The organism is Pedobacter namyangjuensis, from assembly GCF_003313325.1.
GTDB classification, from domain to species: Bacteria; Bacteroidota; Bacteroidia; order Sphingobacteriales; family Sphingobacteriaceae; genus Pedobacter; species Pedobacter namyangjuensis.
Window position 1 is genome coordinate 381445 of the sequence record NZ_QMHQ01000001.1, and the last position, 26364, is coordinate 407808.

The window sequence follows — 26364 nt, forward strand, 5'->3', positions numbered from 1 at the left end:
AATGGATAAATCATCACCCAGTATTTACAATTTACAATTTGGGTTAGTCTGCTTAAGTTCCTTTCTCTTCTCGGCTAGCTTTAACATGCTTATTCCAGAATTACCGGCTTATTTAACAAGCTTGGGTGGTGCCGAATACAAGGGCTTAATTATTGCCCTTTTTACATTAACAGCAGGAATTTCGAGGCCTTTTAGTGGTAAACTTACCGACACGATTGGCCGTGTACCGGTTATGGCCGTAGGTTCTTTAGTATGTTTCGTGTGTGGCTTTTTATATCCAGTTCTTACTAGCATTGCAGGTTTTCTATTGCTCAGATTGGTTCATGGGTTTTCCACCGGCTTTAAACCAACGGCTACCTCAGCTTATGTAGCAGACTTAGTCCCGTCTGATAGGTGGGGAGAAGCAATGGGTGTGCATGGCGTATGTTTTAGTACAGGATTGGCAATTGGCCCAGCCATTGGCAGCGCAATAACCGAACACTTTTCCATAGATATTCTTTTCTATTGTTCATCGTTATTTGCTTTGCTATCCATCGTGATTTTGGCAAATATGAAAGAAACCCTGCCTAACAAACAAAAGTTTAAAGCAAAGCTCCTAAAGATCAAAAAGGAAGATATTATAGAGTGGCAGGTAATCCCCGCTGCGGTAATAACTTTGCTCAGTTACATTAGTTATGGAGTTATCCTAACTGTAATATCAGACTGGAGTGCGCATTTAGGCACAAGCAATAAAGGTTTGTTTTTTATGGTTTTTACGCTATCGTCTTTGTTGATAAGATTTGTTGCAGGAAAAGTTTCGGACAGGTACGGGCGAACCTTGATTTTAAGAATTTCGCTAGCAATTTTAATGGTATCGTTGCTTGGTATAGGCTTTGCAAAATCATCTATGGTATTAATGATTTCTTCAGCAATTTATGGTGTTGCCACCGGTATGTTATCGCCTACGGTAACTGCTTGGACTATAGATTTAAGCAAACCTGGACATAGAGGTAAGGCAGTAGCAACCATGTACATTTTCTTAGAGATTGGAATTGGAGCAGGAGCCTTATTGGCAGGGCAAATGTTTGTAGAAGATACATCGGTTATACCAAGCATTTTTTACACATGTACAGGAATTACTTTTCTGGCACTAATGTACTTGCAGTTTTTTTACAAGGCGAAGGAAAGCGTAGAAAAGGAACTATAATTTCTCGAACGGAATATCCATCAAATCGTAGTTTTGCCAGCCATTAAAGTCGAAATGCCACCATTCGTTGTAAATAACCTTAAAGCCGTTTAACTGCATAGTAGAGATTAAGAGATCTCGATTTTCTTTTATTTTCGCAGGAAGCTTGTCGTAATGCGGTGCGGCCGCTGCTTCAAAACTATCGTAAGGCGTTGGCATAGGAATATCCTTTCCTGTTTTTAAATCTATTATTGTTAAATCTACCGCACAACCACGATTATGTTTTGATCCTTTCGCTGGGTTTGCCACAAAATTTTTATCGCTTGCTTTTTGCCAAAAAGCTACTGTAATTTGATAAGGTCGATAAGCGTCGAAAATTTTTAATCCGTAGCCTTTTTTATTAAGAATGGATTGTATTTTCTTCAAATGCTCAACAACGGGTTTTCTCGCAAAAGCTTTTCCTTGCTTGTACATAACCTGCTTCATAAAGTTGTTTTTTGTTGCATAGCGGATATCCAAAACAACAGAGGGGATAACTTTTTTGATTTCTACAAGCTCATTGTTGGGATTAGACTTTATGGTTGCTTGGTAAGCTTCAAAATCATTTACAACTTTTAGTCCATAGGGATTTTGCGCATTTTTTTGTGCGCAAGATGAAAAAGAAATGCTGATTAATAGAATAAATAATAAGTTCTTCATCAACATTACTGATTAGAAACCATTAATAATTCTAAATCTTTAAATGGCAGATTGTACATGTTAGCCAAATCTTTGTTAGTTAAATGCCCTTGGTAAGTGTAAAGTGCTTCTCGAATTCCTGGACGTTTCCAAACCAAATTCATTAACCCGCCCATATCGCCAATATCCACCAATATTGGGGCAAAGATATTTGTTAGCGCATACGAAGCTGTTCTAGGAACTCTAGAAGCAATATTCGGTACACAATAATGGATCACATCGTGTTTTCTAAAAACCGGATCTTTATGGTTTGTAACTTCAGAAGTCTCAAAACAACCACCTTGGTCGATGCTAACATCAACCACAACAGAGTGCGGTTTCATTTTAGCCACTGTTTCTTCCATTACTAAACAAGGGCTACGGCCATGCTCAGCCCTAATTGCGCCAATAACAACATCGCAAGTAGTAACGGCTTTTGCTAATACAATAGGTTGCATTACAGAGGTAAATACCCTGCTTCCCAAATTGTTTTGCAACCGGCGAAGCCTAAAAATTGAACTATCGAAAACTTTAACTTCTGCACCTAATGAAAGCGCTGTTCTTGCGGCATATTCGCCTACAGTTCCGGCACCTAAAATTACAATCTCTGTTGGCGGAACACCGGTAAAACCACCTAACATTAGTCCTTTTCCGCCGAAGGCGCTACTTAAATATTCTGCTGCGATAAATATAGATGCCGAGCCTACGATTTCGCCCATGGCACGCACTACACTTAAAATATTTCCTTCGTCTCTTAAATGTTCGAAACAAAGGGCATTAATTTTTTTGTGTAATAGTGCTTTTAATATGGAGTCTTTTAAGGTGCCCACCTGTAGAGCCGAGATTAAGGTTTGGCCTTTGTGCATCAATCCGATCTCTTCTAACGTGGGGGGCGCAATCTTTACAATAATATCCGCAGCGTAAACGTCTTTTTTATTAAAGGAAATTTGTGCGCCTTGCTCACTGTAATCTTTGTCGCTGAAATTAGCCCCAACGCCAGCGCCGGTTTCTATTACAACTTTATGCCCATTGTTAACCAAAAGTGCTACAGAGAGTGGTGTTAGGGGGATTCTGCACTCCTGAAAAGATACTTCTTTAGGGATACCAATGTACAAGCTGTTGCTTTTGTTACTGGTTTCCAACATCTCTTCCTGGGTTTGCATTAAACCTCTCTGCGCAATAGCAGCCATTCCTTCTCGTAATCCTGTGGCCATTTTAAAAGGTAGTTTTTAGATGTTTGAAGATAAGAAAATTAAACGAATAGCTAAAAATTAATCAATGTTACTGTCTGCTGAAAGTGAACGATCTTCCCGTTTCGGCGGTTATGGCTATATCAACTTTTATGTAGGATTCTGGTAAAAGTTCCTCAACTTTCGATGGCCACTCTATTAAGCAGTAATCGCCACTGTAAAAGTATTCTTCATAACCGATATCGTATGCTTCTTGAATGTTTTTTAGTCTATAAAAATCAAAATGATAAACAGGACCAAACTTACTTTCGTACTCGTTTACAATCGAAAAGGTTGGGCTACTAACTACATCTGTTATGCCAAGTTCTTCGCAAAATGATTTAATAAAGGTTGTTTTGCCAGCTGCCATTTCTCCCTCAAAAACGAAGAATTTGTCGCCATTGGCGAAACTTAATAATTCTTCAGCAACTTTGGGTAATTCAGTGATGCTATTAATTGAAATAGATTTCATTAACACAAAGATAAACGTTAACCACATAGCTACATAGTTAACATTAAATTATGTGTCTATGTGGTTAAAAAATTTTGAGCTTATCTAGAACTATAAGTAACTACCGGAATGATCATTTCTTCTAACGAAATACCGCCGTGTTGGAAAGTTTCGTTATAGTAGTTTACAAATTGGTTGTAGTTGTTCTGATAAACGAAATATTGGTCTTCCTTGGCAAAAATATAGTTAGAGCTGATATTTATTTTCGGCAATTGGGCTTCGTGAGGATTCTTAATTAAAAATACTTCTTTAGGATTGAAATTTAAGTTTCTTCCTTGTTTATAGCGAAGATTGGTGTTCGTACTTCTATCGCCAATCACCTTGCTCGGATGTTTAACTCTAATTGTACCGTGGTCCGTAGTAATAATGAGTTTTACGCGTTTCTGCGAGATTTTTTTCAATAAATCCAATAATGGAGAATGTTCGAACCAAGATAGGGTTAGCGAACGGTATGCTGCATCGTCATTTGCTAGCTCACGTATCATTTGCATATCTGTTCTAGCATGAGAAAGCATATCAACAAAGTTAAAAACGATAGCATTAAAATCGTTTTCCATTAAGTTGTTAACCTTGTCGTTTAGGTCTTTCCCTTGGTCAAAAGTTAAAATTTTATGGTAGCTAAATTTGCAATCTTTACGCAAACTTCTTTTAATCTGCTCTGCTAAAAAAGTTTCTTCATGCAGGTTTTTCCCGCCCTCGTCATCGTCGTTTTGCCAAAGCGAAGGAAACTTTTTTTCCATTTCTAAAGGCATTAAACCAGAAAAAATTGCGTTACGTGCATATTGCGTTGCAGTAGGTAAAATACTGGAATACGTATCTTCCTCATCTAACCTAAAATACTCAGAAATTAATGGATTTATAATCTTCCACTGGTCGTAACGTAAATTATCTATCAAAATAAAAAATACCGGCGTAGTATCATTTATTAAAGGAAACGCTTTTTTCTTTAACAATTCGTTTGATAAAAGCGGTGCTTTTTCCTTGCCGTTAACCCAACCCAAATAATGTTCTTCAATAAATTTAGAGAACTGCGTATTGGCTTCAGATTTTTGCATGGTTAAAATTTCATGCATTTGCGGGTCGTCTAATTTCTCAAGTTCAAGCTCCCAGAACACCAATTTTTTATAAACCTCAACCCATTCTTCATAGCTCAGCTTATCGTTTAGGGTCATTCCGATATTCCTAAAATCTTGCTGATAGGCTGACGAAGTACGTTCGCTTACCAAACGCTTGTTGTCTATAATTTTTTTAATGGTTAACAGCACCTGTTTTGGGTTTACAGGTTTTATCAGATAGTCGTCTATTTTAGAACCGATGGCATCTTCCATCAAGTTTTCTTCTTCGCTCTTAGTAATTAATACTACAGGCACATCGGTGCGGATGTTTTTTATAGCCGTTAAAGTCTCCAAACCACTTAGTCCAGGCATATTTTCATCTAAAAAAACAAGGTCAAAATGTTCCTTGCCAAAAGCTTCTAGCGCATCGTTCCCGTTAGTAAAAGTGGTAACAGCGTAGCCTTTTTCGTTCAGTAGTAATATGTGTGGTTTTAATAGGTTAATTTCGTCATCGGCCCATAAAATTTTAGTTTCCTGCATTATATATACTTTTTATGTAAATTAAAGGTTTTAAGAGAGTAGGTCTTTTATACTCTCAATAAAAATAGCAATTTTTGTACCGTATAATTTATTTTTAAGAATTGAACAAAAAGAAAATAATAAATGATCCGGTATATGGATTCATTACCATTCCATCTGCATTAGTTTACGATTTAATTTCTCATCCCTATTTTCAGCGATTAAGGTACATTAAGCAGTTGGGAATGACACATTTGGTTTACCCAGGAGCGCTGCATACCCGCTTTCACCACGCTTTGGGCGCAATGCACCTGATGAGTTTAGCTTTGGAGGTGTTGCGTGCAAAAGGAAATCAGATATCTGCCGAGGAGGAAGAGGCTGCAACCATCGCTATTTTATTGCACGACATTGGCCATGGTCCGTTTTCTCATGCTTTGGAGCACAGTTTGGTAAATGGAATTAAGCACGAAGACATTTCATCGTTAATGATGGACAAACTAAACGAAGAGTTTAATGGACAACTTACAACAGCCATCAGCATTTTTAAAGGACAATATCATCGTAATTTCTTCTGTCAACTAATATCTGGCCAGTTAGATTTAGATAGGATGGATTACTTAAATCGCGATAGCTTTTTTACAGGAGTAAGCGAGGGCGTAATTAGTTTTGATAGAATTATTAAGATGTTTAATATAGTTGATGACCAGTTGGTTATTGAAGAAAAAGGCATCTACTCTATAGAGAAGTTTTTAATTGCCCGCAGATTAATGTATTGGCAGGTTTACTTGCATAAAACAGTAATTGCCGGAGAACAATTGTTAGTTAAAATTTTAGCTAGAGCAAAATCGTTAACCGTTAGCGGATTTTCTCTCTTTGCAACGCCAGCTTTGCAACATTTTTTAAAAAAAGATGTAAACGAGCAAACGTTTTTTAAGGATGAATATCACTTGCTACAGTTTTCTAAATTAGATGATCAGGATATTTACGCATCGGTTAAGGTTTGGGAGAATAGCGAAGACGTTATTCTTTCTAAGCTGTGCAAAATGCTAAACTCACGTAGTTTGTATAAAGTAGAAATTAGCAATGCCGAGCCAGAGGCAGATAGGGTTAACCGTTTAAAAGTTCAAACAGGTTTAGCCTTAAATTTGCAAAACGATGAGGATATAGCCTATTTTATTTTTACAGATTCGATAAGAAACAGGGCTTATAACGCAGGCAACAGCAATATTAATATTTTAATGAAAAATGGTTCGCTGGTAGACATTGCTTCTGCGTCTGACCTTTCCAATCTTTCATCGTTAGATAAAACCGTAAAGAAATATATTTTATGCTATCTCCGAGATATTTAGCATATTTTAACAAAAAATATCCCTCAAAATAAGTTTTACAACCTAATTCTTGTACAATATTTAACAGATGTTGATTATTTTGTTCATATCAATTTAACATTTAACTTTGTAAGATGCAATTTACTGCCAAGCAGATAAGCGAATTTTTGAACGGAACTATTGAGGGCGACGAAAACGTAAAAGTTGGCGAGCTTTCTAAAATAGAAAACGGTACCGTTGGTTCGCTAAGTTTTTTATCTAATCCTAAGTACGAGAGTTACTTATACACAACCAGTGCTTCGGTAGTTATTGTGTCTAAAGATTTTGTGGCAACACAACCTTTTACATCAACGTTGGTTCGCGTACAGGATCCTTACAGTGCGTTTTCGGTACTTTTAGAAAAGTATAACGAAGCATTAAATTTTGATGGCGGAAAATCTGGTATAGATGAGCCAAGTTTTATCCATCCGACAGCAAAAATTGGCAAAAACGTTTTTATCGGTGCGTTTTGCTCTATAGAAGAGAACGTAGTTATTGGCGATAACACCAAAATTTATACGCAAATATATATTGGCAAAGATTCTGTAATTGGTGCAAATGCTACCATTTTTCCCGGAGTAAAAATTTATAACAGAACCCAAATTGGCGATAGAGTGACGATTCATTCTAATGCTGTTATTGGTAGTGATGGATTTGGTTTTGCGCCACAAAAAGATGGCACTTACAATAAGATTGCACAGATTGGAAACGTTGTTATAGAAGACGATGTTGAAATTGGCGCCAACACCACTATAGATAGGGCTACAATGGGCTCAACTTTTATTAGAAAAGGAGCAAAATTAGATAACCTGATTCAAATAGCACATAATGTTGATGTTGGTGCGCATGCTGTAGTTGCAGCACAAACCGGTATTTCTGGCAGCACAAGGTTAGGTGATAATTCTGTAATTGGTGGGCAAGTTGGTATCGCCGGTCATCTAAACTTGGGTAAAGGCACCCAAATTGGTGCGCAAGCCGGTATTAATTTCGACACAGAGGAGAACAAACAGTGGCACGGTAGTCCGGCGCAACCCTTAAAGGAATGGATGCGAGCTACCGTTATTTTTAAAAAATTGCCAGAAGTAGATAAGCGAATTAGAGATTTAGAAGCAAAGATTGCACAGCTAACCGCTGTAATAGAACAAATTAGTACAACACAAAAATAAAGAATGAACGTTAAGCAAAAGACCATTAAAGGCGAAATTTCTGTACATGGAGTTGGGTTACACACAGGAGCTAATGTTACACTAACATTTTGTCCGGCACCGGATAATCATGGTTTCAAGTTTCAAAGGATTGATGTAGACGGACAGCCGATAATTGACGCTGATTGTGATAATGTTACCGATACCGCCAGAGGTACAACCATTACGCAAAATGGTGCAAGCGTTAGCACTATTGAGCATGTAATGGCCGCTATGGTAGGTATGGATTTGGATAACGTTCTTTTGAAACTTAACGGACCTGAAGTGCCTATAATGGATGGTAGTTCGATTAAATTTATCGAAATACTAGAAGAAATTGGCATCATCTCTCAAGATACTGATAGAGAATATTACACCATTCCGCACAACATTACTTACACAGAAGAAGAGAGACGGGTAGAAATTGTAGCAATGCCGCTAGACGACTATCGTTTTACTTGCATGATTGATTACAATTCTCCGGTACTAGGTAGTCAGCATGCCGGCATTTCTAGCATTACCGAGTTTAAAAAAGAGATTGCATCTTGCCGCACTTTTTGCTTTTTGCACGAGTTGGAATATCAACTACAAAACAATTTAATTAAGGGAGGCGATTTAAATAACGCTATTGTTATTGTAGATAAAGAGGTAACAAAGGATGAATTAGATCACCTAGCTAAAATATTTAATCGCAGTGCGATAGAAGTTGCTCCGCAAGGTATTTTAAACAATATGGAGTTGCGCTACCAAAATGAGCCTGCTCGCCATAAGTTGTTAGATATGATTGGTGATTTGGCTTTAGTTGGAGTGCATTTAAAGGGGCATATCATGGCGGCCAGACCAGGCCACGCAGCTAACGTTGCTTTTGCCAAAAAAATTAAGGCTGCCATTAAAAAAGAGAAAAGCAAGAAAATACAGAAAGTATATAATGCTGATGCTAAACCACTTTACGATGTAGTGCAGATAATGGATATTTTACCGCACAGACAGCCATTTTTGTTTGTAGATAAAGTGTTGGAATTATCTAAAACCCATGTTGTGGGCCTTAAAAACGTTACCATGAACGAGGACTTTTTTAGAGGTCACTTTCCTGGAGCTCCGGTCATGCCTGGCGTAATTCAAATTGAGGCTATGGCCCAAGTTGGCGGTATTCTGGTGCTAAGCACTGTTCCAGATCCTAGAAATTACTTAACGTATTTCTTGAAGATTGATAATGTACGTTTTAGAGCACAAGTTTTACCTGGCGATACCATTATTTTTAGGTGCGATTTGATGGAGCCGATAAGAAGAGGTATTGCTCAAATGAAAGGTATCGGAATGGTGGGCGATAAAATAGTAGTAGAAGCCGAAATGATGGCTCAAATTTCAAGAGTAAAAGAAAACGAAACAGCATAATGATACAACCACTAGCATATATACATCCACAAGCAAAAATTGCAGATAATGTTGTAGTTGAGCCGTTTGCTGTTATACATAAAGATGTTGAAATTGGCGAAGGAACTTGGATTGGTTCTAACGTAGTAATAATGGATGGTGCGAGAATTGGCAAGAACTGCCGTATTTTTCCTGGCTCTGTTATTTCTGGTGTGCCACAAGATTTAAAATTTGCGGGCGAGGTTACTACTGCCGAAATTGGAGATAATACAACCATCCGCGAATGCGTAACCATTAACCGTGGTACTAGAGATAAATGGAAAACAGTAGTGGGTAAAAACTGTTTAATACAGGCTTATTCGCATATTGCACACGACTGCGAAGTTGGTGATCACTGTATATTTTCTAACAGTACAACATTAGCCGGCCATGTTACCATAGGTGATTACGTTGTTTTGGCGGGTTTGGTTGCTATTCATCAATTTGTAAAAGTGGGTTCGCACGCTTTTGTTACTGGCGGATCTTTAGTGCGTAAGGATGTTCCTCCGTATGTTAAAGCTGCAAGAGAGCCTCTTTCTTACGTGGGTATTAACTCTGTGGGTTTGAGAAGAAAAGGTTTTTCGGCAGAAAAAATAAACGAAATACAAGAAGTTTACCGCGTTTTGTTTGTTAAAAACAACAACGTAACCAAAGCATTAGATATAATAGAAGCTGAGTTTCAGCCAACTGAAGTTCGTGATGAAATTGTAGATTTCATTCGCAACTCTAGTCGCGGTGTTATGCGTGGTTTTGGTACCGGAAGTTAATTAAGTTCAGGTTTTAAGGGTGGGATTGTTTCTGCCATATTATTAAATACTAAAACTTAGATGAATATCAGCCTTAAAAATATTGGAAGAAGATTTAACCGGGATTGGATTTTTAGGGGAATTGATTTTGAATTTAAAAGCAGCCAAAAATATGCTATTCTAGGGCCTAACGGCTCTGGAAAATCAACTTTGTTAAGTGTAATTTTAGGAAGTTTAACGCCATCGGAAGGGGAGATCCTATACGCAAATGGCACTGAAGTTAGGGTCGAAAATATTTATCAGCATATCAGCTTTGCTGCCCCATATTTAGATTTGGTAGAGGAATTTACACTGCAAGAAACGATAGACTTTCATTTTAAGTTTAAGCCTTATGCCGATGGTTTAGACGCCAAAGAAGTATTAAACCTACTCGGCTTGCAAAAATCGCAGGACAAAGCTTTAAAACATTTTTCATCTGGAATGAAACAACGCACCAAGTTAGCATTGGCTTGTTGCGCAAATACACCAATTTTAATGCTAGATGAGCCTACATCTAATTTAGATGCGCAAGGTGTAGATTGGTATTTATCATTAATAGAGAAATTTGCTGTCAATAAAATGGTATTCGTAGGGTCTAACCAAGCTCACGAATATTCTTTTTGCAACCAGGAAATATTAATCTCTCAGTACAAATAGAATAAAAATATCATATAAAAGCCTTTATTTCTGTTTAAAACGACCTTAAAAAATTATTTTCATTTTGCTATTGTTTTATTAAAAAATAGTTCGCACCTTTGCGCCACGAAAAAGGGACTGATTTTTGGTTTTCAATTTCGAAATGCAATAGCATAAAAATACGAATCAATTGTTATTTGATAGAGATTAAGCGCATTGCATAATTAAATAGCAAAATAAAAATTTTCATAGTTTAGTTTTAGGTTTAGGTTGATTGTAGCTTCGGAGTGGTTCCCGAAGCTATCTTTTTTTACAAGCATTTTGAAAAAATTATTTACCTTGCGCCTTCATAAAAAAGACCAAATAATTAGTGATTTTTAAAACATCATGGCAAAAGCATCAGAAATAAAAGTTGGTAACATTCTTCGTATTAATAACGAATTGGTTACTGTTGAAGAGTGGAATCACCGCACACCAGGTAAAGGTGGTGCATTTTACACAGGTAAATTTCGTAACATTAAAACTACTAGACTTATCGAAGCTCGTATGAATACGGATGAGGTGGTAGAAATTTGTCGTGTGGAAACTAACGACTACCAGTACTTATATGAAGATGGTGATTATTTAGTTGTAATGGATAACACTTCTTACGAACAATTTAACGTGCCTAAGTCGCTTTTCGGACCATCGATTAAGTTCTTAAAAGAAGGAATGAGCATTTTAGTGGCTATGGAAAGCGAAGAGCCAATTCAAGCAAGTTTGCCAAACTTTGTAGAAATGGAAGTGGTTTACTCTGAGCCAGCAGTTAAAGGCGATACTTCTACAAACGCTTTAAAGGCAGCTACAGTAGAAAACGAAGTAGAAGTTAAAGTTCCTTTGTTCGTAAACCAAGGCGATAAAATTAAAATCGATACACGTACAGGTGAGTACGTAGAGCGTGTAAAATAAGAACAAGGATTTCTTTATTTCCTTTTTTTAAATAATATTGATGGCTTTGGATAGATTCCAAGGCCATTTTTTATAGCTCGATATGCGGCTTCTTTTTTAACTTTGCTCATGCTAAAATCAGACTTGAGAAAACAGGCGCTAAAGCAACGAAGAGAGCTAGACGATCAAACGTTCAGCCAGCTCAACAATTTGCTCTTAAAACAGTTTAAAACGCTTAATTTCTCTACGGTTAAAAGTATTCATGTTTTTCTTCCGATACTGGAAAACAATGAGCCAAATACTTTTCTCATTATCGATTGGTTACAGGCGCAATATCCTGCAATTAAAATTGTAGTGCCCAAGGCAGATTTTGCCACAAGTTTAATGAGCAGTTACCTGTTTGCTGGCAAAGCCGATTTGCAAAACAATCGCTATCAAATCCCTGAACCTCAAAAAGCGATTTTGTTCGATGGCGTACCAGATATGGTTCTGGTACCGCTTTTGGCATTCGATAAAAAAGGCTACAGAGTTGGTTACGGTAAAGGATTTTATGACCGATTTCTTCAAAATATTGAAACGCAAAAAATAGGCTTATCTTTGTTTGAAGTAATTGACGAAATTAATGACGTACATTTAAACGATATTCGTTTGGATAAATGCATTACCCCAAATGGAATAGTTAAATTTGACGCTGTCTAAAATCGCGTGCTTACCATAAAACACTTGCAAAATGGAAAAAGAATATAAAATAACTTCGCCCAAGCATTACGAAGAAACCATGATCGCCATTTTTGAGATGCAAGAACAAGAAGAGCCTTTAACCAAAGCCCAGCAAGCAGAAATTGAGTTGATGCTTAAAGCTGCGGATAAGTATGAGGCCGAAGAGCTTTAATAAAATCGCTGATCAAATACGCAATTGTTTTTCCTGTGGTAACGTCTTCTCTACCATCTGCAAGCGCTACAGAACCCTCGCAAATGTGCAAGTAGCTAAATGGCTTTTTGTTATCTAAAAGGATTGTTCTAATATCGTTAAGTTTAAATCCGCTAGGGCTTACGGCGCTTGATAATACATTTTCTATACTATCTAAATCTATTTCCAGTCCGCAAGGATTTGGTAGATCGGCAGTAAAGTCAACCCATAGCTGAGTGGTATTCCTATCGTCCATTAAAATATCCTCGAAGAAGACAGCATTTATATTTTCTGACGATTGAATTTGTTGAGATATTTTCTCGTTTAAGTAGTTTTGGTGCAAGCCAAAAATGCGGTATTGACCTAGGAAACCTTGTTCAATCGCATTACTAAATCCGTTTCCGCTGTGCCTGCCTTCGGCAATATTTCTTAAATCGGTATGCGCATCAACATTTACTACATTTATCGCTGTGCTGAAAGCTTTTGATACGCCAGAAATTATTGGAAATGCATTGTTATGACCACCACCAATAACAATCGGGATTTTGCCAGCGCTTATTATTTTTTCAATTATTGGCGCAACAAGTTTGTCTATTACAGCAGTTTTTTCTCGCAGTGTCTCTATGCGTTCATCAGTAGGCTCCTCAATTTCAAAATGCCCCAACAGTAAAATTTCATCGCCCTGCAAAAATGAATTGCTTTGGATATTTAAAAAAGCTTTTAAGGTAGCATTCCAAGCATTCTTTGCGCCACCTATGCCATAATTAGCCCGTACACCAATGTCTTCTGGAATACCCAACAATACAAACTTTGCGTTACTTTGCGCTAAGCCATAAGTAGATATAGCCACAGGCGATGAAGGATCACTGTCGGAAATCCCATACAAATCAATCTTTTCGCCCAGTTTGGTTTCTCCATCCCGTTGGTTTACAAACGAAAGTACATCGCTTTGCGAGTAAATTTTAAAGCTATCCATTGTAAATTTCGCCGTTTAAAATAATAGTTTCTGCTTGTGTTTGACCAAAGCTGTAAGGTAAAAAAGCTAAGGATGACATTGGTCTGGTCATAAAAATATTCGCCTTTTTACCAATGGCGATACTGCCGAATTCGGAACTAATTTCCATAGCTGCGGCGCCGTTCATCGTAGCGGCGTTTATAGCTTCATTAGGCATCATTTTAAGTTTTATGCAAGCTAAAGAAACCACTAAATTCATGTTTCCTGATGGGGTAGAGCCAGGATTATAGTCGGATGCTAGCGCAACCTTTGCATTATTTTTTAATAATCCTCTGGCGTTTGCGAAAGGAATGTTGATGTAAAAAGAACAAGATGGCAATAGGGTAGCTATGGTTTCGCTGTGCCCTAAAGCATGCAAAACTTCTTCATCAGTTTCTTCTAGATGGTCTACCGAAACAGCTTGATGTTTAATGCCGACCTGCACCGCTCCGGAAACCGACAGTTGGTTGGCATGGATTTTTGGTTTCAGTCCGTATTTGGCGCCTGCGATTAATATTTCATCCGTTTCGGTAGTCGAAAAAAATCCTTTTTCGCAAAATACATCGATGTAATCCGCTAAATTTTCTTGGGCTATAATAGGCAACATCTCCTCAATAATTAGCTTGATGTAGCCTTGGTGATTTTCTTTAAATTCCGTCGGGTAAGCATGCGCCGCTAAAAACGTGGCTTTTATAGGAATAGGAAAAGTGTTTTTGAGCCTTTTTATCACTCTAAGCATTTTTAGCTCGCTCTCTACGCTTAAGCCGTAGCCACTTTTAATTTCTACAGCGCCTGTGCCTTGCAAAATCATTTCGTTAAGCCTAATGGCTGCTTGCTCGAAAAGATAATCTTCTGTGGCAGATTTTAATTTATTAGCAGAGTTTAATATACCACCGCCAGCTTGGGCAATTTCCTCGTAGCTTTTTCCGGCAATTTTCATTACAAACTCTTCTTCTCTTGGTGCAGCAAATACAATATGCGTGTGGCTATCGCACCAAGAAGGGAAAACAAACCTGCCTTCAGCATTTAGCGTTTGATGCATGGCGTTTAAAGAGGGAAGGTTCTCCATTGAGCCAAAATCTTTAATCAATCCATCTTCCAGGAGCAACCAAGCATTTTCTAAAACCGGTAAATTGGCCATCTCATTACCACGAAGCGATAAGATTTCTTTTGGATGAATACCTACAAGACCTTTGATATTTGTGATTAGCATAGTTGGTTTTTCGAATTTATTCTATTACCAGTTTGGCGCAAGATAGGTTAGCCCGTTTATAGGCGTTTTTTTATAAATTTCTGGGCTAAATGGCGACTTATCAATTAGCCTTCTGATCTTCTTTTCATTATAGCCGATGTTAAAATCCACTCTTGGATTGTCGTGCATTACGATTAGGGTTCCATTTTCGTCTATGTAGCCGTATTCAAGTTGTATCGAACCGGCGTCTATGTCTGTATAAATTTGCATTTTTACTGTGTTGCCTTGTGTAATGTAATAACCAACAACACCAACATCTGGGTTGTTTATATCCGCTAGCTCTGGAGGCGATTTTTTTAAACCCTGCAACTTAAATCTTCCATCACCATAAAAACGAATGTATTTATCGCTTAATTTAGAACCTTTGTCGTTTTTGTAGAAATATCCGTTTGAAGAGTAATAGATGGAATTTGTATCAATTAAAGCAAAATTTAAAGAGGCTGATTTCTTTTTATAGGAAAACTTCTGACTTTTCGGCGGTCGGATATATCCCGCATCATTTAAAACGTAATGCGTACAGCTTGAAACCAAAACTGCCAAAATGATACAAAAGTAAATTTTCATCTAATGAGATTAATCTAATTCCAATAAAACCGGACAATGATCCGAGTGTAAAGCATCGGGCAAAATTTTAACGTTTTTAAGTCTATTTTCCATAGGCTTGCTTACCAAATGATAATCGATGCGCCAGCCTAAGTTTTTGCCTCGAGAACCGGCTCTGTAGCTCCACCATGTGTAATGGTGCGGATCTTTGTTAAAATGTCTAAAGCTATCTATAAAGCCGTTGTTTATGAAGAGCTCCATCCACTCGCGTTCCTGTGGCAAAAAGCCAGATGAGTTGGCGTTTGATTTTGGATTATGGATATCAATCGCCTGATGGCATATATTATAATCACCAGAAATAATTAAGTTGGGATGAAGTCTGCGCAACTCGTCAATATAAACATCAAAAAATCGCATAAACTCATATTTTTTGATTTGTCTTTCATCGCCACTAGAACCCGATGGCATGTATAAGCTCATTAAAGAAAATCCATCGAAATCTGCTCTTAAAACTCTTCCTTCTGCATCAATCCAAGGTTCTCCACATCCATAGGCTACATTATTGGGTTTGATTTTGGTTAATATGGCAACGCCACTGTAGCCTTTTTTCTCTGCCGGAAACCAATAATGATGGTATCCCAATTGTTCAATCAGCGCAATTATTTCGGGAATTTGCACGGCCAAAGCTTTAACTTCCTGCAAACAAATCATGTCTGCATCTGTAGCTTGCAACCAGTTAAACAATCCTTTTGTAGATGCGGCTCTAATGCCATTAACGTTGTATGATATAATTTTCATTTACTTATTTGCTTTCTTATCAATTTTCTTCATCTCTCTTTCCAATCTTCTCACTTCTTTTTTGCTTAAAACGGTAACCGTCATTTTTACATCTTCTGTTGGCCTGTCACCTTTGCCTGTGGGCATTGCTGCAATGTTATCTACCATTTCCAAACCTTTAACTACTTCGCCGTAAACGGTATAATTTCTGTCTAAATGTGGTGTACCTCCTATGGTTTTATAAACAGTCCTATGCGATTCTGGAATTTTAAATTTCAATCGTTTTGCCTCTGTAACATTTAATGTCGAATCTGTCCACACTTTGCCTTGCACAATATAAAATTGCGTACTGCTCGAGGCTTTAGTCGGATTCTCGGCATCACCTTCTCTGGCAGCAGCCAAAACCCCTTTTTTATGGAATAAACTGTCTCTAAACTCAGCCGGAACGGTGTAAGGAAGGCCACCGTTTCCAAGTGTAGCCTCAGGTGTTGCATTTTTAGAATCGGGATCGCCACCCTGAATCATAAAAGCTTTTATCACCCTGTGAAAAATTGTACCGTTATAAACACCTTCTTTTGCTAGTTTTAAAAAATTATCTCTATGCAAGGGCGTTTCGTTGTACAGCCTAACTATTACTTCACCTTTATTGGTGCTAATTTTTACATAGTGATTTTTAGGTTTAGCGGCAAAAGCGCTTAAAAAACAAAGACTTAAAAAAAGGGTTAGGAGTTTTTTCATGTTTGAATTGGTTTACGCTAAGGTATTTAAAAAAAGCAAGAGATTAATAACCTAAAAATGATGTTCTTCTTGCTTTTCTCGCAACATTGCGCAACAAATTATAATTGCTGAACCCGCAGATTTAACTGCAATATTTAGTTTACGCACCTATTTACGATTAAAATACGGCCCTATGCTTCAAAAAATCATTTTACCAATCTTTAACAATTACTAAAAATCATATATGAAAATTTATCTATAGCTTTGTAATAATGAAGCTGAAACAAAAATTTGCAATAGGGCTATGTGCTTTCTACGTGTTAAGCGTAGTAGGTATTGCGCTAAGCATGCATTTTTGTGGAGGCAAATTGGCGTCTGTTGCGCTTTACAGCAATAAGCTAGCTTGTAAATATTGTAAAACAGAGCCAGTTGAGAAAAAAGACGACGATTGTTGCAAAAACAAACAAGTAGACGTTAAAGTAAAAGACAGCCATAAAGCAGAAACTGGGTTTAAACTGCCTAAGCTTTTCGAGGTTGAAACCACACTTCCGCATCGCATTGCAAACTTTATAGAGCCTGTTATTACTTTTTTCTCTAATAAGTTAAGCAATAAAGCCCCACCAAATACCAGCAGTATTTCCAAGCAGGTATTAAACTGCGTTTTCAGAATATAAGATTATTGTCGACAAGCCATTTAATTGTGGGTTGCATCCTTCGTTTCCCCAAAAGGGGACGATTTGACTATACATTTTAAAATTCTGAACATGAAAACGACAAAAATCATATTAAGTTTTTTGATGCTTTTTGCAATTAATAAAGTATCCGCACAACAGATTGTTAGCGCCGAGTTGCAGGCAACAGGCTTAACCTGTTCTATGTGCTCTCAAGCCACCGAAAAATCTTTACGTACCATTGGTGCCATTAGCGATGTAACGCCAGATTTAAACAAAAATGTTTTTCTGTTAACCTTTAAGAAAAATCAAAGCGTTTCTTTTGATCAGTTAAGCAAAAAAGTTAAAGATGCAGGTTTTTCGGTAGGGAAATTAGAAGCTGTTGTAAACTTTAATCAGGTTAAAATAGACCAAAACGGGCAAGCCATAGTTGACGGAAAAGTGTTCCGTTTTGTAAATGCAAAAGACAAGGTTTTAAACGGTCTGGTTAAAGTGAGCATTTTAGACAAAGGTTTTCTTTCTAATAGCGCTTTTAAACAAAAAGCGGCAAGTATCCAGCTTGATTCTTACGCTACCGGAACTGGCCTTATCAATGGTAAAAAAACTAGAATTTATCATTTAAGTATCTAATGAAGTTTAGGAAAATATTTTGGTTTGTGCTGGCAGTAGTTTGCACAACCAATACCTTAACAGCACAAGAGCTTTACGTTTTTACCGAACCTGCTAGTAACATGCCGAGTAAGTCAATCGGTGTAAGGGTTACTAATGAGGGCATGTTTAATCCTGAATTTAGAAGTAGAACCATGGCCGAAGTGATGGTAGGAATTGATAAAAACCTAATGGTACACGGCCAAGGATTTTTTTCTGATATGGATGGTAAATATCGCCTAGATGGCGCAGCATTTTACGCTAAATACAGATTTTTATCTTTAGATGATGCGCAAAGCCATTTTAGGGCTGCGGTTTACGGTAAAATAGCAACCAGTAAACGTCGTGCTTTTTCTGAGGATGTAAATTTAGGTGGCGATAACTCTGGCGTACAAGGAGGCCTGGTTTTTACACAGCTGATACACAAACTTGCCTTGTCTGGTACTATTGGTTATAGTAAAGCTTTTGATAGAGAACGTACTTTTGTGAATGCCATCGACTGGCACATGCCAGTTTCTGTAGACATTACCGAATTGGCGCCAAATCAAATGGTTAACTACAGTTTATCGTCGGGTTATTTGTTGTTGCCTTTTGTTTACAAAAACTACAATCAGCCTAATTTTAATTTATATTTTGAGGTTTTGGGCAAAACCAATCCAGAAAATGGGAATTCTTATTTAGACTTTGCCCCAGCCCTGCAATTAATTGTAAACAGTAGAACCCGTTTCGATTTGGGCTACCGTTTTCAGGTTGCCGGCAACATGTATAACCGTTACATGAAGAACATGTATCTGGCTAGAGTAGAGTTCAATTTTTTTAACGCATTAAATAAAAAATCATAACATGAAAAAACTAATTATCTGCTTTGCTTTATTAAGCATCGTAATATCAACTGTAAAAGCTCAAAGCGTAGTTGCAAAAAGAGAGTTTAATAATACCTTAAAAGCTTATTTTGAAACAAAAAATGCATTGTCTAAAGACAACGCTACGCAGGCAAGCGCAAGCGTAAAAAACTTAATTACAAACATAGAGCGTTTCCCGGTAAAAACCTTGTCTACGGCTCAGCAATCGTTATGGGCAAAAGAATCAGTTGTAATTACCAAAGCGGCCAAAGCAATTTCTACAGAAAAGGAGATAAAGGAGCAACGCAAAAGTTTTTGGTCGCTTTCAACCGCGATGGTAAAATTGGCTAAAGATTTTAATATGAATAGTAGTGAGGTTTATGTGCAATACTGCCCTCATGCTAAAAAGAGCTGGTTAAGCGAAGTTGAAGCTATTCAAAACCCATATTATGGCAGCATGATGTTTGCTTGTGGCGAGGTAACAGAAACCATTGAAAAGAAATAATTGTGAAATTGTATATCAAAAATATGGTATGCGACCGATGTAAAACGGCGGTTAAATCAGCGTTTTTAGAACTTGGTTTTAGTCCCGTTTCGGTAACTCTTGGCGAAGTAGAAATTGCTTCGCCAAGCATTACCGTTGCGCAAAGCGATAAACTTAAATCAGCTTTGCAACAACTTGGTTTCGAACTTTTAGAAGATCGAAAGAAGCAAATTGTAGCACAAATAAAGGCAACCATTGTTGAGTTGGTTCATTATGCAACCGAACCATTAAAAATAAACCTGTCAGATTATTTGAGCAATAAGCTCGATACAGAGTACAGTACTTTAAGCGCTATTTTTTCTGAAAACGAACCGCTAACTATCGAAAAGTTTATCATTAAACAGAAGATAGAAAAGGCAAAGGAACTGTTAACCTATGGAGAAAAATCACTTAGCGAAATTGCTTTTTTGCTAAACTACAGCAGCGTAGCACATCTATCAGCACAGTTTAAAAAAAATACCGGTCAAACTACCTCGGCATTTAAACAAAGCAAACTTGCCGGTCGAAAAACATTAGACAAGTTTTAACAAAATCTATTTCTTATCATACATCAACTTTAGTGAGCTTAACTTGTTTTAGTTTTGCACTATTAAACAGCATGATTATGAAAAGATTATTTTTATTCCTTTTGGCAACAACTTTAAGTGTTGCAACGTTTGCACAAACCAAGTGGACGGTAGATCCGATGCACTCGTTTGTAAATTTCCAGGTTAAACATTCGGGCATTTCCTTTGTTGATGGCTCTTTCAAAAAATTTGACGGTACAATTATAGCAAGCAAAGCGGATTTGACGGATGCGAAAATCAATTTTACGGTTGATGTGGCTAGTATTAATACAAGCGTTGAAATGCGTGATAACCACTTAAAATCTGATGATTTTTTTAACGCGGAAAAATATCCGAAAATGACTTTTGTGAGCACTTCGTTTAACAAGAAACCTCAAAAAGGGGCAAAACAGATGGCTAATTCGAATACCTACTATTTAACAGGTGATTTGACGATAAGAGATGTAACTAAAAAAGTGGCCTTCGTTGTTACTTATGGTGGAACGGCTAAAGATCAACAAGGAAACACCAAAGCGGGTTTTATGGCTACCACAACCATTAATCGTTTAGATTATAACATTAAGTATGATCCAACCGGTGCAGGTGTTGCTAAAGACATTAAAATTACGTTGAATTTGCAATTTGCGCAAGCAAAATAAATTTGATTGGATAAATAAAAACTTACGAAGTCTGGTTCGATGTTAAGAGATGTCGTAAGTTTTTATAATATTCTTCTGCTAAAATGAATACCTTAAATCAGTTCAAAAACTTCAGTTCAAGTTTATCGCAAAGCGATTTGATGCCTGTACTTTTTATGGGGCATGGCTCGCCAATGAATGGTATTGAGGATAATGAATTTAGCAGGACATGGGCAGAAGTTGCGGCAAAAAATCCGATTCCAACAGCTGTTTTGGTAATTTCGGCACATTGGTTTACTAAAGGTACCAGAATTACCGCCATGGATTTGCCTCCAACAATTCACGATTTTGGCGGATTTCCTCAAACACTTTTCGATGTGCAATATCCCGCTCCGGGAAGCCCAATATTAGCGCAAGGAACAGCGCAGTTAATTCATAGCACAAATACCATTTTAGACCACGATTGGGGTTTAGATCACGGCGCTTGGACGGTGATTAGGCACATGTATCCGCAAGCGAATATTCCTGTTTTGCAACTTAGTATAGATTATACCAAAGGTGCACAATACCATTATGATTTAGCAAAAGAATTATCCGCTTTGCGAAAAAAAGGCGTGTTAATTTTAGGTAGTGGCAACATGGTGCACAACCTACGTATGGTAAGCTGGGAGATGATAAATGGAGGTGGCTACGACTGGGCTATAACTGCGAATGAAAAATTCAAACAAGCGATTTTAAATAAAAACCATAAGTCGTTAATCAATTATCATACTTTAGGAAGCGAAGTGATGTTGGGTATCCCAACGCCAGAACATTATCTACCCTTGCTTTACACCATCGGCTTGCAAAATGAAAAAGAAGAAGCTACGTTTTTTAACGATAAGGCTGTGGGCGGTTCGTTAACCATGACTTCCGTTCAGGTGGGTTAGTTGTCATTCCGACTTTGGAAAAATCTGAGCAACTTAATTAAGCTAATAGATGCTTCGCTTGATCTGAATTGTAAGTTTTATCCTAAAATTATATAAATCTTTCTTGTTATTGTATAACATTAGCGCCTTTTGCTTGTTGTAATTTTGTGCTTAAAATTATCACAAATGACACATACATATCAAGTTACAGGCATGACCTGTTCTGGATGCGAGAATAAAGTTAAAAGCAGTTTGCTTGTTTTACCGGAGGTTACTGGTGTGGAAGTTTCAAAAGATGCCAATACTGCAACTATTGCAATGGATAAGCATATCGGTATTAGTGAATTGCAAAAAGCATTGGGCGGAAGCGATTCGAAGTACCAAATTACGGCAAATTCGCACAGCGAAACTTTAGAAGAAACCAAATCTTTCTTCGCTACCTACAAACCCGTATTACTGCTGTTCGCCTATGTTTTTGGCTTTTCTGTAATAGCCAGCTGGCATAACGAAGGCATAAATTGGATGGAATTTATGCGCTTTTTTATGGCTGGATTTTTTCTTTCCTTTTCATTCTTTAAGTTAATTAACCTAAAAGGATTTGCAGAAAGTTACGCGATGTACGACGTTGTAGCCAAAAAAATCCCTGCATGGGGGTATGTGTACGCATTTATAGAATTGGGGTTGGGAGTTGCTTTCGCTGTTAATTTTAACCCGGTAGTTACAAATTGGATAACTTTAATTGTAATGACGATTAGTATTGTTGGCGTTTTGCAAAGCGTTTTAAACAAGCGAAAAATACAATGTGCATGTTTGGGTGCGGTTTTTAATTTGCCTATGAGCACATTAACCATAATTGAAGATTTATTGATGATTGCCATGAGTGCGGCAATGCTTATTTTAATGTAATATGAAAAGAGTAATCATAACTTTATTAGTAGTTACGGCAATATTAACAGCCTGTAACCAAGCAGAACAAAAGAAACAAGTAAATGAACACGCCGCAATGGAGCATGGCAGTAGTAAACCTACAAACATGATGATGCAGGCAATGGACGTTAGCATGATGGCCATGCATAAAGCCAAAATGACCGGAAATGCAGATTACGATTTTGCGTCGATGATGATTCCGCATCACGAAGGTGCGGTGGTAATGGCTAAGGCGGTTGTAGCAAATGGAAAATCTCCAGAACTTATAGCCTTCTCTAAAAAAGTTATTGAAGCTCAACAAAAAGAGATAAAAATGCTAAGCGAATTTTTAAAGACGGCAAGCGAAGAACCTACAGAAAACGCTGCTCAATTTAAAAAAGACCTAAACGCATCTATGGTTCCGATGATGAAAGGAATGGAAAAGACAACATTAACCAATAACGTAGATAAAGATTTTGTAGCGTTAATGATTCCGCACCATCAAAGTGCCGTAGATATGGCAATTGCTTATTTGCCATATTGCAATAACGATAAAATTAGAGCAATTGCAGAACAAATTTTGTCATCTCAGCAAGAAGAAATAGCTTGGTTAAAAACACAATAAATTATTTTACTCTGGCGTAAGGGAATTCAGATTTTATTTTTTTTCCATCTATTTCTCCTTCAATCCATGCTAATAATTGCGCTTTTCCTTTATGCTGATAAAAGATTCGTTGCGGGAAATCATGCGCTTTGTTTTCGAAAATCAAAGTGTTACCGGCAGTAGAAATAAGTTTAAAGTTGGTTGTACCTAAATTATTTTGCTCAAATCCGGTTACGCAATAATGGAAAACATTGTTAATCTTTTTGATGACCACCTTTTCTGTTAAAATGCTGTCGCCATTTAAACTGTAGCGATAGCTTTTCCCATTTAAGCTATCTTTATTTTTAGTCCAACTTTCGGTAACCTTACCTTTTTGCGTTGTCAGTTGCCAAGTTCCTACTAAGAAATTGAATTGGTTTGTGTTTACTTTTTGCGCATTGGCGGATAGTTGTGCTATCGCAAGAGCGAATAAGATTAAATATTTTTTCATTTAAAATTGATTTAATATGTGATGACGCTGAACCAAATTTAGCATAACGAGCGCTTTAAAAAGAAATGCAAATACCACATTTACATCAGCTTCTTTAATAGTTTCAAAACCCATTCTTTGCCATGGTAAGGCGGATAGATCATTTTGTTAAAGTTAATGCTACTTTGAAAAACAACCGATCTTTCGTGAGAAAAATTTTTAAAGCCGTAAAAACCATGACTGCTACCCACACCACTTCCATTTACACCGCCAAAGGGAAGTTTTGGATTTGAAATGTGTATCAAAACATCATTTACACACGTGCCGCCAGCACTGGTATTTTTAATGATATGTTTAACGTTTTTTTCGTTTTTGCTGAAAATATATAAGGCCAAAGGTTTGCTACCGTTATTAATTTGCTCAATAACTTTATCCAAATGGGTGTAGGTTATTATGGGTAAAATGGGGCCGAATATTTCATCCTCCATTACCTTTGAACCAGTTTGTACATTAGTTAAAATAATTGGGTTAATGGTATGGTTTGCATCATCGAAAGTTCCGCCAAAATCAATTCTTGCGCCTTTTTCTATAGCTTCGTTGCTCAGATTTTTTAACCGTTCGTAATTTTTTTGGTTGATGATTTTTCCGTAAACAGATTTGTCGATATCGCCTTTGGCATTAAAATACATTTTATTAACGGCAGTTTTATACAAGCCAATAAAATGATCGCGTAGACTTTCGTGAATAAAAACATGGTCTGGCGCTATACAAGTTTGGCCACTATTTACCAGTTTTCCCCAAGCAATTTTGGTGGCGGCGCTTTCTAAGTCTACTTTTTCGTCGATAATTGTTGGTGATTTTCCACCCAATTCCAAAGTAACAGAAGTTAGGTTTTTGGCTGCCGCTTCCATTACAATTTTTCCAATTGCGGTACTACCGGTAAAAAAGATATGATCAAAAGGGAGTTTTAACAAAGCTGTAGAAACATCGGCGTTGCCTTTTATACAAGCAACCTCTTTTTCATCGAATACTTCTTTCAAGATGTCTGCAACAACGTCTGCCACTGCAGGGCTCATTTCAGAAGGTTTTATGATGGCGCAATTTCCTGCTGCAATAGCTGAAACTAATGGGCCGACTGTAAGCTGAAATGGGTAGTTCCACGGAGAGATGATTAAACAAGTCCCTTTTGGTTCGTAATAAATTCTGTTTTTAGCGAAAAAGCTACTTGCCGTTTTGCCAACACGTTTTGGGCGCATCCAAGAGTTTAGGTTTTTTATGGCAAAATCTATTTCTCCATAAGTAAAAATAACCTCAGTAACAGCAGTTTCAAATTCACTTTTGCGTAAGTCTTGTTTAAATGCCTGGTATATTTTTGCTTCGTTTTTTTCAATAACGTCTTTTAGTCTCCTTAATTTAGCAATTCTTACAGACGCATTATTTGTTCTAAGTGTATATTTGTAAGCTTGTTGCGCTTTAAATATGAAGTCGATTTGTTGTTCCATTTTGTGGCAGACTTGTCCATTAACTTTGTTAAATATAGTTAAATGACTTACAATCGAACGATAAAACACATCCGTTTAAAGCATATTGCGTATATATTCTATATTTTGCACAGATGATTAGAAGACTGATTTTTACCTTTCTTTTTGTAGGATACTTTTTAGGGCTTAGTGCCCAAACGTCCAAACCGGGCGTGCTAGTTGTGGGCAATGGAAATGCGGCTACGGCAGCGGCATTACAATCGGCTATTTCAGGAGTAAAAACCACTATTGTGTTGCAAGCTGGCGGTTTTGATATTTCTCCTATCGTGAACAACTTAAGCTCGGGGTTAGAAGCTACATTTTTACAAAAAATTCGCGATGCAAAAGCAATCAAAGACAGTACGCAAGCAGTTACGTTTGATAAACAATTGGCAAATGAAGTGCTTTTAAAATGGGCCGACAGCTTAAAAAACTTAACGATAGTTAAAAACCTGCTTTGGGTAAAGGCCGAAAATAATTCAAATTCTTGGGTGCTTAAACTAAGTGATGGAAGTTCGATTAGGGCTAAAGTATTAATAAATCCTAGCGATGTTAAGCTGAGCGAAGCGATGAAATTAAGCGTGCAAAACGCATCTGGTTTTACCAAACTGGATTTCTCGAATACACTATACAGAACAAGCGTTGCATCTGGCAAAAATATAGATGGTACAGCGAGTGTTTTTTCATTATACAACTTTCTTATTCCGGCTCATGATAATTTGATTTGGATTGAGGATACACAAAGTATGCTTGTAGGTCAGGCTGCGGGTGCTACTGCTGCATACGCTGCTTTTTTCAGCACTAAAACTTCCCAGTCTAACTTAAAGAAAATACAGGGAGAGCTGATAAATTACAAGCTTAACATAATGCCATTTGCTGATATTAAGCTAAACGATACGAACTGGAAAGCAATACAGTTTGTTGGGCTAACAGGAGTTTTAAAGGCTAATCTGGTTAATGGAAATGCAAATTTCTCTCCCAATCAATTGGTAACTACTGCCGAAATTAAACAGCCTTTTAAAGATTTTTACTACAAAGCACAAATTTGGTTTGATGACTATAAAAGCGAGCAAATGACCATTGGCTCTGCTTTGGATATGATTTGTTACGTAGGTAATAAGGCTTTAGATAATACCAAAAAAGAAATTCTTAAAAAGTGGAAAACCAATTACCAGTTTAAAACCGAGTTTGATTTGGAAAGACAGATTAACAGAGTTGAATTTGCCGTAATGTTGCAAGACTACATGCCTCCGTTTAATGTAAATGTAGATAAAACTGGCAAGGTGGTTAGATAGTTCCCCCTTCCAAGCTTGCCAAAAATGGGAGGGAGTATAAAAATGCCGGTATCATGCTACGCAGGTAGCACTG

General features: G+C 37.2%; 30 protein-coding genes. 19 read left to right on the forward strand and 11 right to left on the reverse strand.

Annotated elements, in window-relative coordinates; genetic code table 11:
• The first annotated feature begins 1 nt into the window (after position 1).
• Complete coding sequence (locus DUT69_RS01800) at positions 2–1186, forward strand: MFS transporter (protein ID WP_113651423.1); 1185 nt, start codon at positions 2–4, stop codon at positions 1184–1186.
• Here DUT69_RS01800 and DUT69_RS01805 read toward each other — a convergent pair.
• From DUT69_RS01805 to porX, 4 genes are all read right to left on the reverse strand, one after another.
• A complete protein-coding gene (locus tag DUT69_RS01805; protein WP_240186632.1) occupies positions 1181–1864 on the reverse strand; it encodes a M15 family metallopeptidase in 684 nt (227 codons plus the stop codon). The two genes, DUT69_RS01800 and DUT69_RS01805, sit on opposite strands and share 6 nt — an antisense overlap.
• A gap of 5 nt (positions 1865–1869) precedes the next feature.
• A complete protein-coding gene (locus DUT69_RS01810) occupies positions 1870–3096 on the reverse strand; it encodes an alanine dehydrogenase (RefSeq protein ID WP_113651425.1) in 1227 nt (408 codons plus the stop codon).
• A 67-nt stretch (positions 3097–3163) separates the two neighbouring features.
• Positions 3164–3583 (reverse strand): tRNA (adenosine(37)-N6)-threonylcarbamoyltransferase complex ATPase subunit type 1 TsaE, encoded by a 420-nt coding sequence (gene tsaE / locus DUT69_RS01815; protein ID WP_113651426.1) that lies wholly within the window; start codon positions 3581–3583, stop codon positions 3164–3166.
• Between the two features lie 80 nt (positions 3584–3663).
• Entirely contained in the window at positions 3664–5217 is a 1554-nt protein-coding gene (porX, locus tag DUT69_RS01820; protein ID WP_113651427.1) for a T9SS response regulator signal transducer PorX, read from the reverse strand.
• A gap of 101 nt (positions 5218–5318) precedes the next feature.
• Between porX and DUT69_RS01825 the strand changes: the two genes are divergently transcribed.
• The 8 genes from DUT69_RS01825 to DUT69_RS19130 all read left to right on the forward strand — a co-directional run bounded on the left by DUT69_RS01825 (position 5319) and on the right by DUT69_RS19130 (position 12400).
• On the forward strand, positions 5319–6545 hold the full coding sequence (locus tag DUT69_RS01825) for an HD domain-containing protein (RefSeq protein WP_113651428.1): 1227 nt from the start codon (positions 5319–5321) through the stop codon (positions 6543–6545).
• A 113-nt stretch (positions 6546–6658) separates the two neighbouring features.
• Complete coding sequence (gene lpxD, locus DUT69_RS01830; protein ID WP_113651429.1) at positions 6659–7729, forward strand: UDP-3-O-(3-hydroxymyristoyl)glucosamine N-acyltransferase; 1071 nt, start codon at positions 6659–6661, stop codon at positions 7727–7729.
• Between the two features lie 3 nt (positions 7730–7732).
• Positions 7733–9142: a bifunctional UDP-3-O-[3-hydroxymyristoyl] N-acetylglucosamine deacetylase/3-hydroxyacyl-ACP dehydratase gene (locus DUT69_RS01835; RefSeq protein ID WP_113651430.1), complete on the forward strand. Its 1410-nt coding sequence runs from the start codon at positions 7733–7735 to the stop codon at positions 9140–9142.
• Positions 9142–9927 (forward strand): acyl-ACP--UDP-N-acetylglucosamine O-acyltransferase, encoded by a 786-nt coding sequence (lpxA, locus tag DUT69_RS01840; RefSeq protein ID WP_113651431.1) that lies wholly within the window; start codon positions 9142–9144, stop codon positions 9925–9927. The genes DUT69_RS01835 and lpxA overlap by 1 nt, the downstream gene beginning before the upstream one ends.
• 60 nt (positions 9928–9987) lie before the next feature.
• Positions 9988–10602, forward strand: coding sequence for an ABC transporter ATP-binding protein (locus DUT69_RS01845; protein WP_113651432.1), 615 nt, complete (start codon positions 9988–9990; stop codon positions 10600–10602).
• A gap of 366 nt (positions 10603–10968) precedes the next feature.
• A complete protein-coding gene (gene efp / locus DUT69_RS01850) occupies positions 10969–11529 on the forward strand; it encodes an elongation factor P (protein WP_113651433.1) in 561 nt (186 codons plus the stop codon).
• A gap of 108 nt (positions 11530–11637) precedes the next feature.
• Positions 11638–12207, forward strand: a complete 570-nt coding sequence (locus DUT69_RS01855) for a 5-formyltetrahydrofolate cyclo-ligase (RefSeq protein WP_113651434.1) — start codon at positions 11638–11640, stop codon at positions 12205–12207.
• Between the two features lie 31 nt (positions 12208–12238).
• Positions 12239–12400 carry a hypothetical protein gene (locus tag DUT69_RS19130; RefSeq protein ID WP_162796149.1) on the forward strand — a complete coding sequence of 54 codons (162 nt, stop codon included), beginning with the start codon at positions 12239–12241 and terminating at the stop codon, positions 12398–12400.
• On the opposite strand, the gene DUT69_RS01860 is transcribed toward DUT69_RS19130, so the two are convergent.
• Genes DUT69_RS01860 through DUT69_RS01880 form a run of 5 tightly spaced genes read right to left on the reverse strand, consistent with a single transcriptional unit; the run spans position 12363 to position 16722 of the window.
• Positions 12363–13394 carry a formimidoylglutamase gene (locus DUT69_RS01860; protein WP_113651435.1) on the reverse strand — a complete coding sequence of 344 codons (1032 nt, stop codon included), beginning with the start codon at positions 13392–13394 and terminating at the stop codon, positions 12363–12365. The genes DUT69_RS19130 and DUT69_RS01860 overlap by 38 nt on opposite strands.
• Positions 13387–14625, reverse strand: a complete 1239-nt coding sequence (hutI, locus tag DUT69_RS01865; RefSeq protein WP_113651436.1) for an imidazolonepropionase — start codon at positions 14623–14625, stop codon at positions 13387–13389. Before hutI ends, DUT69_RS01860 begins: the two co-directional genes overlap by 8 nt.
• Before the next feature lie 24 nt (positions 14626–14649).
• Positions 14650–15228, reverse strand: coding sequence for a hypothetical protein (locus DUT69_RS01870; protein ID WP_113651437.1), 579 nt, complete (start codon positions 15226–15228; stop codon positions 14650–14652).
• A 9-nt stretch (positions 15229–15237) separates the two neighbouring features.
• Complete coding sequence (locus tag DUT69_RS01875) at positions 15238–16005, reverse strand: exodeoxyribonuclease III (RefSeq protein ID WP_113651438.1); 768 nt, start codon at positions 16003–16005, stop codon at positions 15238–15240.
• Positions 16006–16722 (reverse strand): peptidylprolyl isomerase, encoded by a 717-nt coding sequence (locus tag DUT69_RS01880; RefSeq protein WP_113651439.1) that lies wholly within the window; start codon positions 16720–16722, stop codon positions 16006–16008.
• A gap of 251 nt (positions 16723–16973) precedes the next feature.
• Here DUT69_RS01880 and DUT69_RS01885 point away from each other — a divergent pair, with 251 nt between their 5' ends.
• The 9 genes from DUT69_RS01885 (at position 16974) to DUT69_RS01925 (ending at position 23028) form a co-directional block, all read left to right on the forward strand.
• Positions 16974–17375, forward strand: coding sequence for an HYC_CC_PP family protein (locus DUT69_RS01885; protein WP_113651440.1), 402 nt, complete (start codon positions 16974–16976; stop codon positions 17373–17375).
• 90 nt (positions 17376–17465) lie between these two features.
• Positions 17466–18002 carry a heavy-metal-associated domain-containing protein gene (locus tag DUT69_RS01890; RefSeq protein ID WP_113651441.1) on the forward strand — a complete coding sequence of 179 codons (537 nt, stop codon included), beginning with the start codon at positions 17466–17468 and terminating at the stop codon, positions 18000–18002.
• Positions 18002–18862, forward strand: coding sequence for a hypothetical protein (locus tag DUT69_RS01895; RefSeq protein WP_113651442.1), 861 nt, complete (start codon positions 18002–18004; stop codon positions 18860–18862). The genes DUT69_RS01890 and DUT69_RS01895 overlap by 1 nt, the downstream gene beginning before the upstream one ends.
• Position 18863: 1 nt before the next feature.
• On the forward strand, positions 18864–19367 hold the full coding sequence (locus tag DUT69_RS01900) for a DUF3347 domain-containing protein (protein WP_113651443.1): 504 nt from the start codon (positions 18864–18866) through the stop codon (positions 19365–19367).
• A gap of 2 nt (positions 19368–19369) precedes the next feature.
• Positions 19370–19933, forward strand: coding sequence for a helix-turn-helix domain-containing protein (locus DUT69_RS01905; protein ID WP_240186633.1), 564 nt, complete (start codon positions 19370–19372; stop codon positions 19931–19933).
• A gap of 77 nt (positions 19934–20010) precedes the next feature.
• Positions 20011–20610 (forward strand): YceI family protein, encoded by a 600-nt coding sequence (locus DUT69_RS01910; RefSeq protein ID WP_113651445.1) that lies wholly within the window; start codon positions 20011–20013, stop codon positions 20608–20610.
• An 83-nt stretch (positions 20611–20693) separates the two neighbouring features.
• On the forward strand, positions 20694–21518 hold the full coding sequence (gene ygiD / locus DUT69_RS01915) for a 4,5-DOPA-extradiol-dioxygenase (protein WP_113651446.1): 825 nt from the start codon (positions 20694–20696) through the stop codon (positions 21516–21518).
• A gap of 165 nt (positions 21519–21683) precedes the next feature.
• Positions 21684–22403: a heavy-metal-associated domain-containing protein gene (locus tag DUT69_RS01920; RefSeq protein ID WP_113651447.1), complete on the forward strand. Its 720-nt coding sequence runs from the start codon at positions 21684–21686 to the stop codon at positions 22401–22403.
• A gap of 1 nt (position 22404) precedes the next feature.
• Positions 22405–23028 carry a DUF305 domain-containing protein gene (locus DUT69_RS01925; RefSeq protein WP_113651448.1) on the forward strand — a complete coding sequence of 208 codons (624 nt, stop codon included), beginning with the start codon at positions 22405–22407 and terminating at the stop codon, positions 23026–23028.
• A gap of 1 nt (position 23029) precedes the next feature.
• Here DUT69_RS01925 and DUT69_RS01930 read toward each other — a convergent pair whose 3' ends face one another.
• Both DUT69_RS01930 and DUT69_RS01935 read right to left on the reverse strand, forming a co-directional pair.
• The gene (locus tag DUT69_RS01930) at positions 23030–23497 is read right to left on the reverse strand and encodes a DUF6265 family protein (protein ID WP_113651449.1); all 468 of its coding nucleotides are present in this window, start codon (positions 23495–23497) and stop codon (positions 23030–23032) included.
• 80 nt (positions 23498–23577) lie between these two features.
• A complete protein-coding gene (locus DUT69_RS01935) occupies positions 23578–25047 on the reverse strand; it encodes an aldehyde dehydrogenase family protein (protein ID WP_262511028.1) in 1470 nt (489 codons plus the stop codon).
• 44 nt (positions 25048–25091) lie between these two features.
• Between DUT69_RS01935 and DUT69_RS01940 the strand changes: the two genes are divergently transcribed.
• Positions 25092–26291, forward strand: a complete 1200-nt coding sequence (locus tag DUT69_RS01940; protein WP_113651451.1) for a hypothetical protein — start codon at positions 25092–25094, stop codon at positions 26289–26291.
• The last annotated feature ends 73 nt before the right edge of the window (positions 26292–26364 follow it).

What these genes read in the sequence shown, in the direction of transcription:
- DUT69_RS01925 (WP_113651448.1), top strand. Translation starts at nt 22,405, where the DNA reads ATGAAAAGAGTAATCATAACTTTATTAGTAGTTACGGCAATATTAACA.
- DUT69_RS01870 (WP_113651437.1), bottom strand. Translation starts at nt 15,228, where the DNA reads ATGAAAATTTACTTTTGTATCATTTTGGCAGTTTTGGTTTCAAGCTGT.
- ygiD (WP_113651446.1), top strand. Translation starts at nt 20,694, where the DNA reads ATGAATACCTTAAATCAGTTCAAAAACTTCAGTTCAAGTTTATCGCAA.
- DUT69_RS01800 (WP_113651423.1), top strand. Translation starts at nt 2, where the DNA reads ATGGATAAATCATCACCCAGTATTTACAATTTACAATTTGGGTTAGTC.
- DUT69_RS01910 (WP_113651445.1), top strand. Translation starts at nt 20,011, where the DNA reads ATGAAAAGATTATTTTTATTCCTTTTGGCAACAACTTTAAGTGTTGCA.
- DUT69_RS01880 (WP_113651439.1), bottom strand. Translation starts at nt 16,722, where the DNA reads ATGAAAAAACTCCTAACCCTTTTTTTAAGTCTTTGTTTTTTAAGCGCT.
- lpxA (WP_113651431.1), top strand. Translation starts at nt 9,142, where the DNA reads ATGATACAACCACTAGCATATATACATCCACAAGCAAAAATTGCAGAT.
- DUT69_RS01940 (WP_113651451.1), top strand. Translation starts at nt 25,092, where the DNA reads ATGATTAGAAGACTGATTTTTACCTTTCTTTTTGTAGGATACTTTTTA.
- DUT69_RS01860 (WP_113651435.1), bottom strand. Translation starts at nt 13,394, where the DNA reads ATGGATAGCTTTAAAATTTACTCGCAAAGCGATGTACTTTCGTTTGTA.
- DUT69_RS01805 (WP_240186632.1), bottom strand. Translation starts at nt 1,864, where the DNA reads ATGAAGAACTTATTATTTATTCTATTAATCAGCATTTCTTTTTCATCT.
- DUT69_RS01900 (WP_113651443.1), top strand. Translation starts at nt 18,864, where the DNA reads ATGAAAAAACTAATTATCTGCTTTGCTTTATTAAGCATCGTAATATCA.
- DUT69_RS01845 (WP_113651432.1), top strand. Translation starts at nt 9,988, where the DNA reads ATGAATATCAGCCTTAAAAATATTGGAAGAAGATTTAACCGGGATTGG.
- DUT69_RS01930 (WP_113651449.1), bottom strand. Translation starts at nt 23,497, where the DNA reads ATGAAAAAATATTTAATCTTATTCGCTCTTGCGATAGCACAACTATCC.
- DUT69_RS01855 (WP_113651434.1), top strand. Translation starts at nt 11,638, where the DNA reads ATGCTAAAATCAGACTTGAGAAAACAGGCGCTAAAGCAACGAAGAGAG.
- porX (WP_113651427.1), bottom strand. Translation starts at nt 5,217, where the DNA reads ATGCAGGAAACTAAAATTTTATGGGCCGATGACGAAATTAACCTATTA.
- DUT69_RS01875 (WP_113651438.1), bottom strand. Translation starts at nt 16,005, where the DNA reads ATGAAAATTATATCATACAACGTTAATGGCATTAGAGCCGCATCTACA.
- DUT69_RS01920 (WP_113651447.1), top strand. Translation starts at nt 21,684, where the DNA reads ATGACACATACATATCAAGTTACAGGCATGACCTGTTCTGGATGCGAG.
- efp (WP_113651433.1), top strand. Translation starts at nt 10,969, where the DNA reads ATGGCAAAAGCATCAGAAATAAAAGTTGGTAACATTCTTCGTATTAAT.
- tsaE (WP_113651426.1), bottom strand. Translation starts at nt 3,583, where the DNA reads ATGAAATCTATTTCAATTAATAGCATCACTGAATTACCCAAAGTTGCT.
- lpxD (WP_113651429.1), top strand. Translation starts at nt 6,659, where the DNA reads ATGCAATTTACTGCCAAGCAGATAAGCGAATTTTTGAACGGAACTATT.
- DUT69_RS01810 (WP_113651425.1), bottom strand. Translation starts at nt 3,096, where the DNA reads ATGGCCACAGGATTACGAGAAGGAATGGCTGCTATTGCGCAGAGAGGT.
- DUT69_RS01895 (WP_113651442.1), top strand. Translation starts at nt 18,002, where the DNA reads ATGAAGTTTAGGAAAATATTTTGGTTTGTGCTGGCAGTAGTTTGCACA.
- DUT69_RS01835 (WP_113651430.1), top strand. Translation starts at nt 7,733, where the DNA reads ATGAACGTTAAGCAAAAGACCATTAAAGGCGAAATTTCTGTACATGGA.
- DUT69_RS01890 (WP_113651441.1), top strand. Translation starts at nt 17,466, where the DNA reads ATGAAAACGACAAAAATCATATTAAGTTTTTTGATGCTTTTTGCAATT.
- hutI (WP_113651436.1), bottom strand. Translation starts at nt 14,625, where the DNA reads ATGCTAATCACAAATATCAAAGGTCTTGTAGGTATTCATCCAAAAGAA.
- DUT69_RS19130 (WP_162796149.1), top strand. Translation starts at nt 12,239, where the DNA reads ATGGAAAAAGAATATAAAATAACTTCGCCCAAGCATTACGAAGAAACC.
- DUT69_RS01885 (WP_113651440.1), top strand. Translation starts at nt 16,974, where the DNA reads ATGAAGCTGAAACAAAAATTTGCAATAGGGCTATGTGCTTTCTACGTG.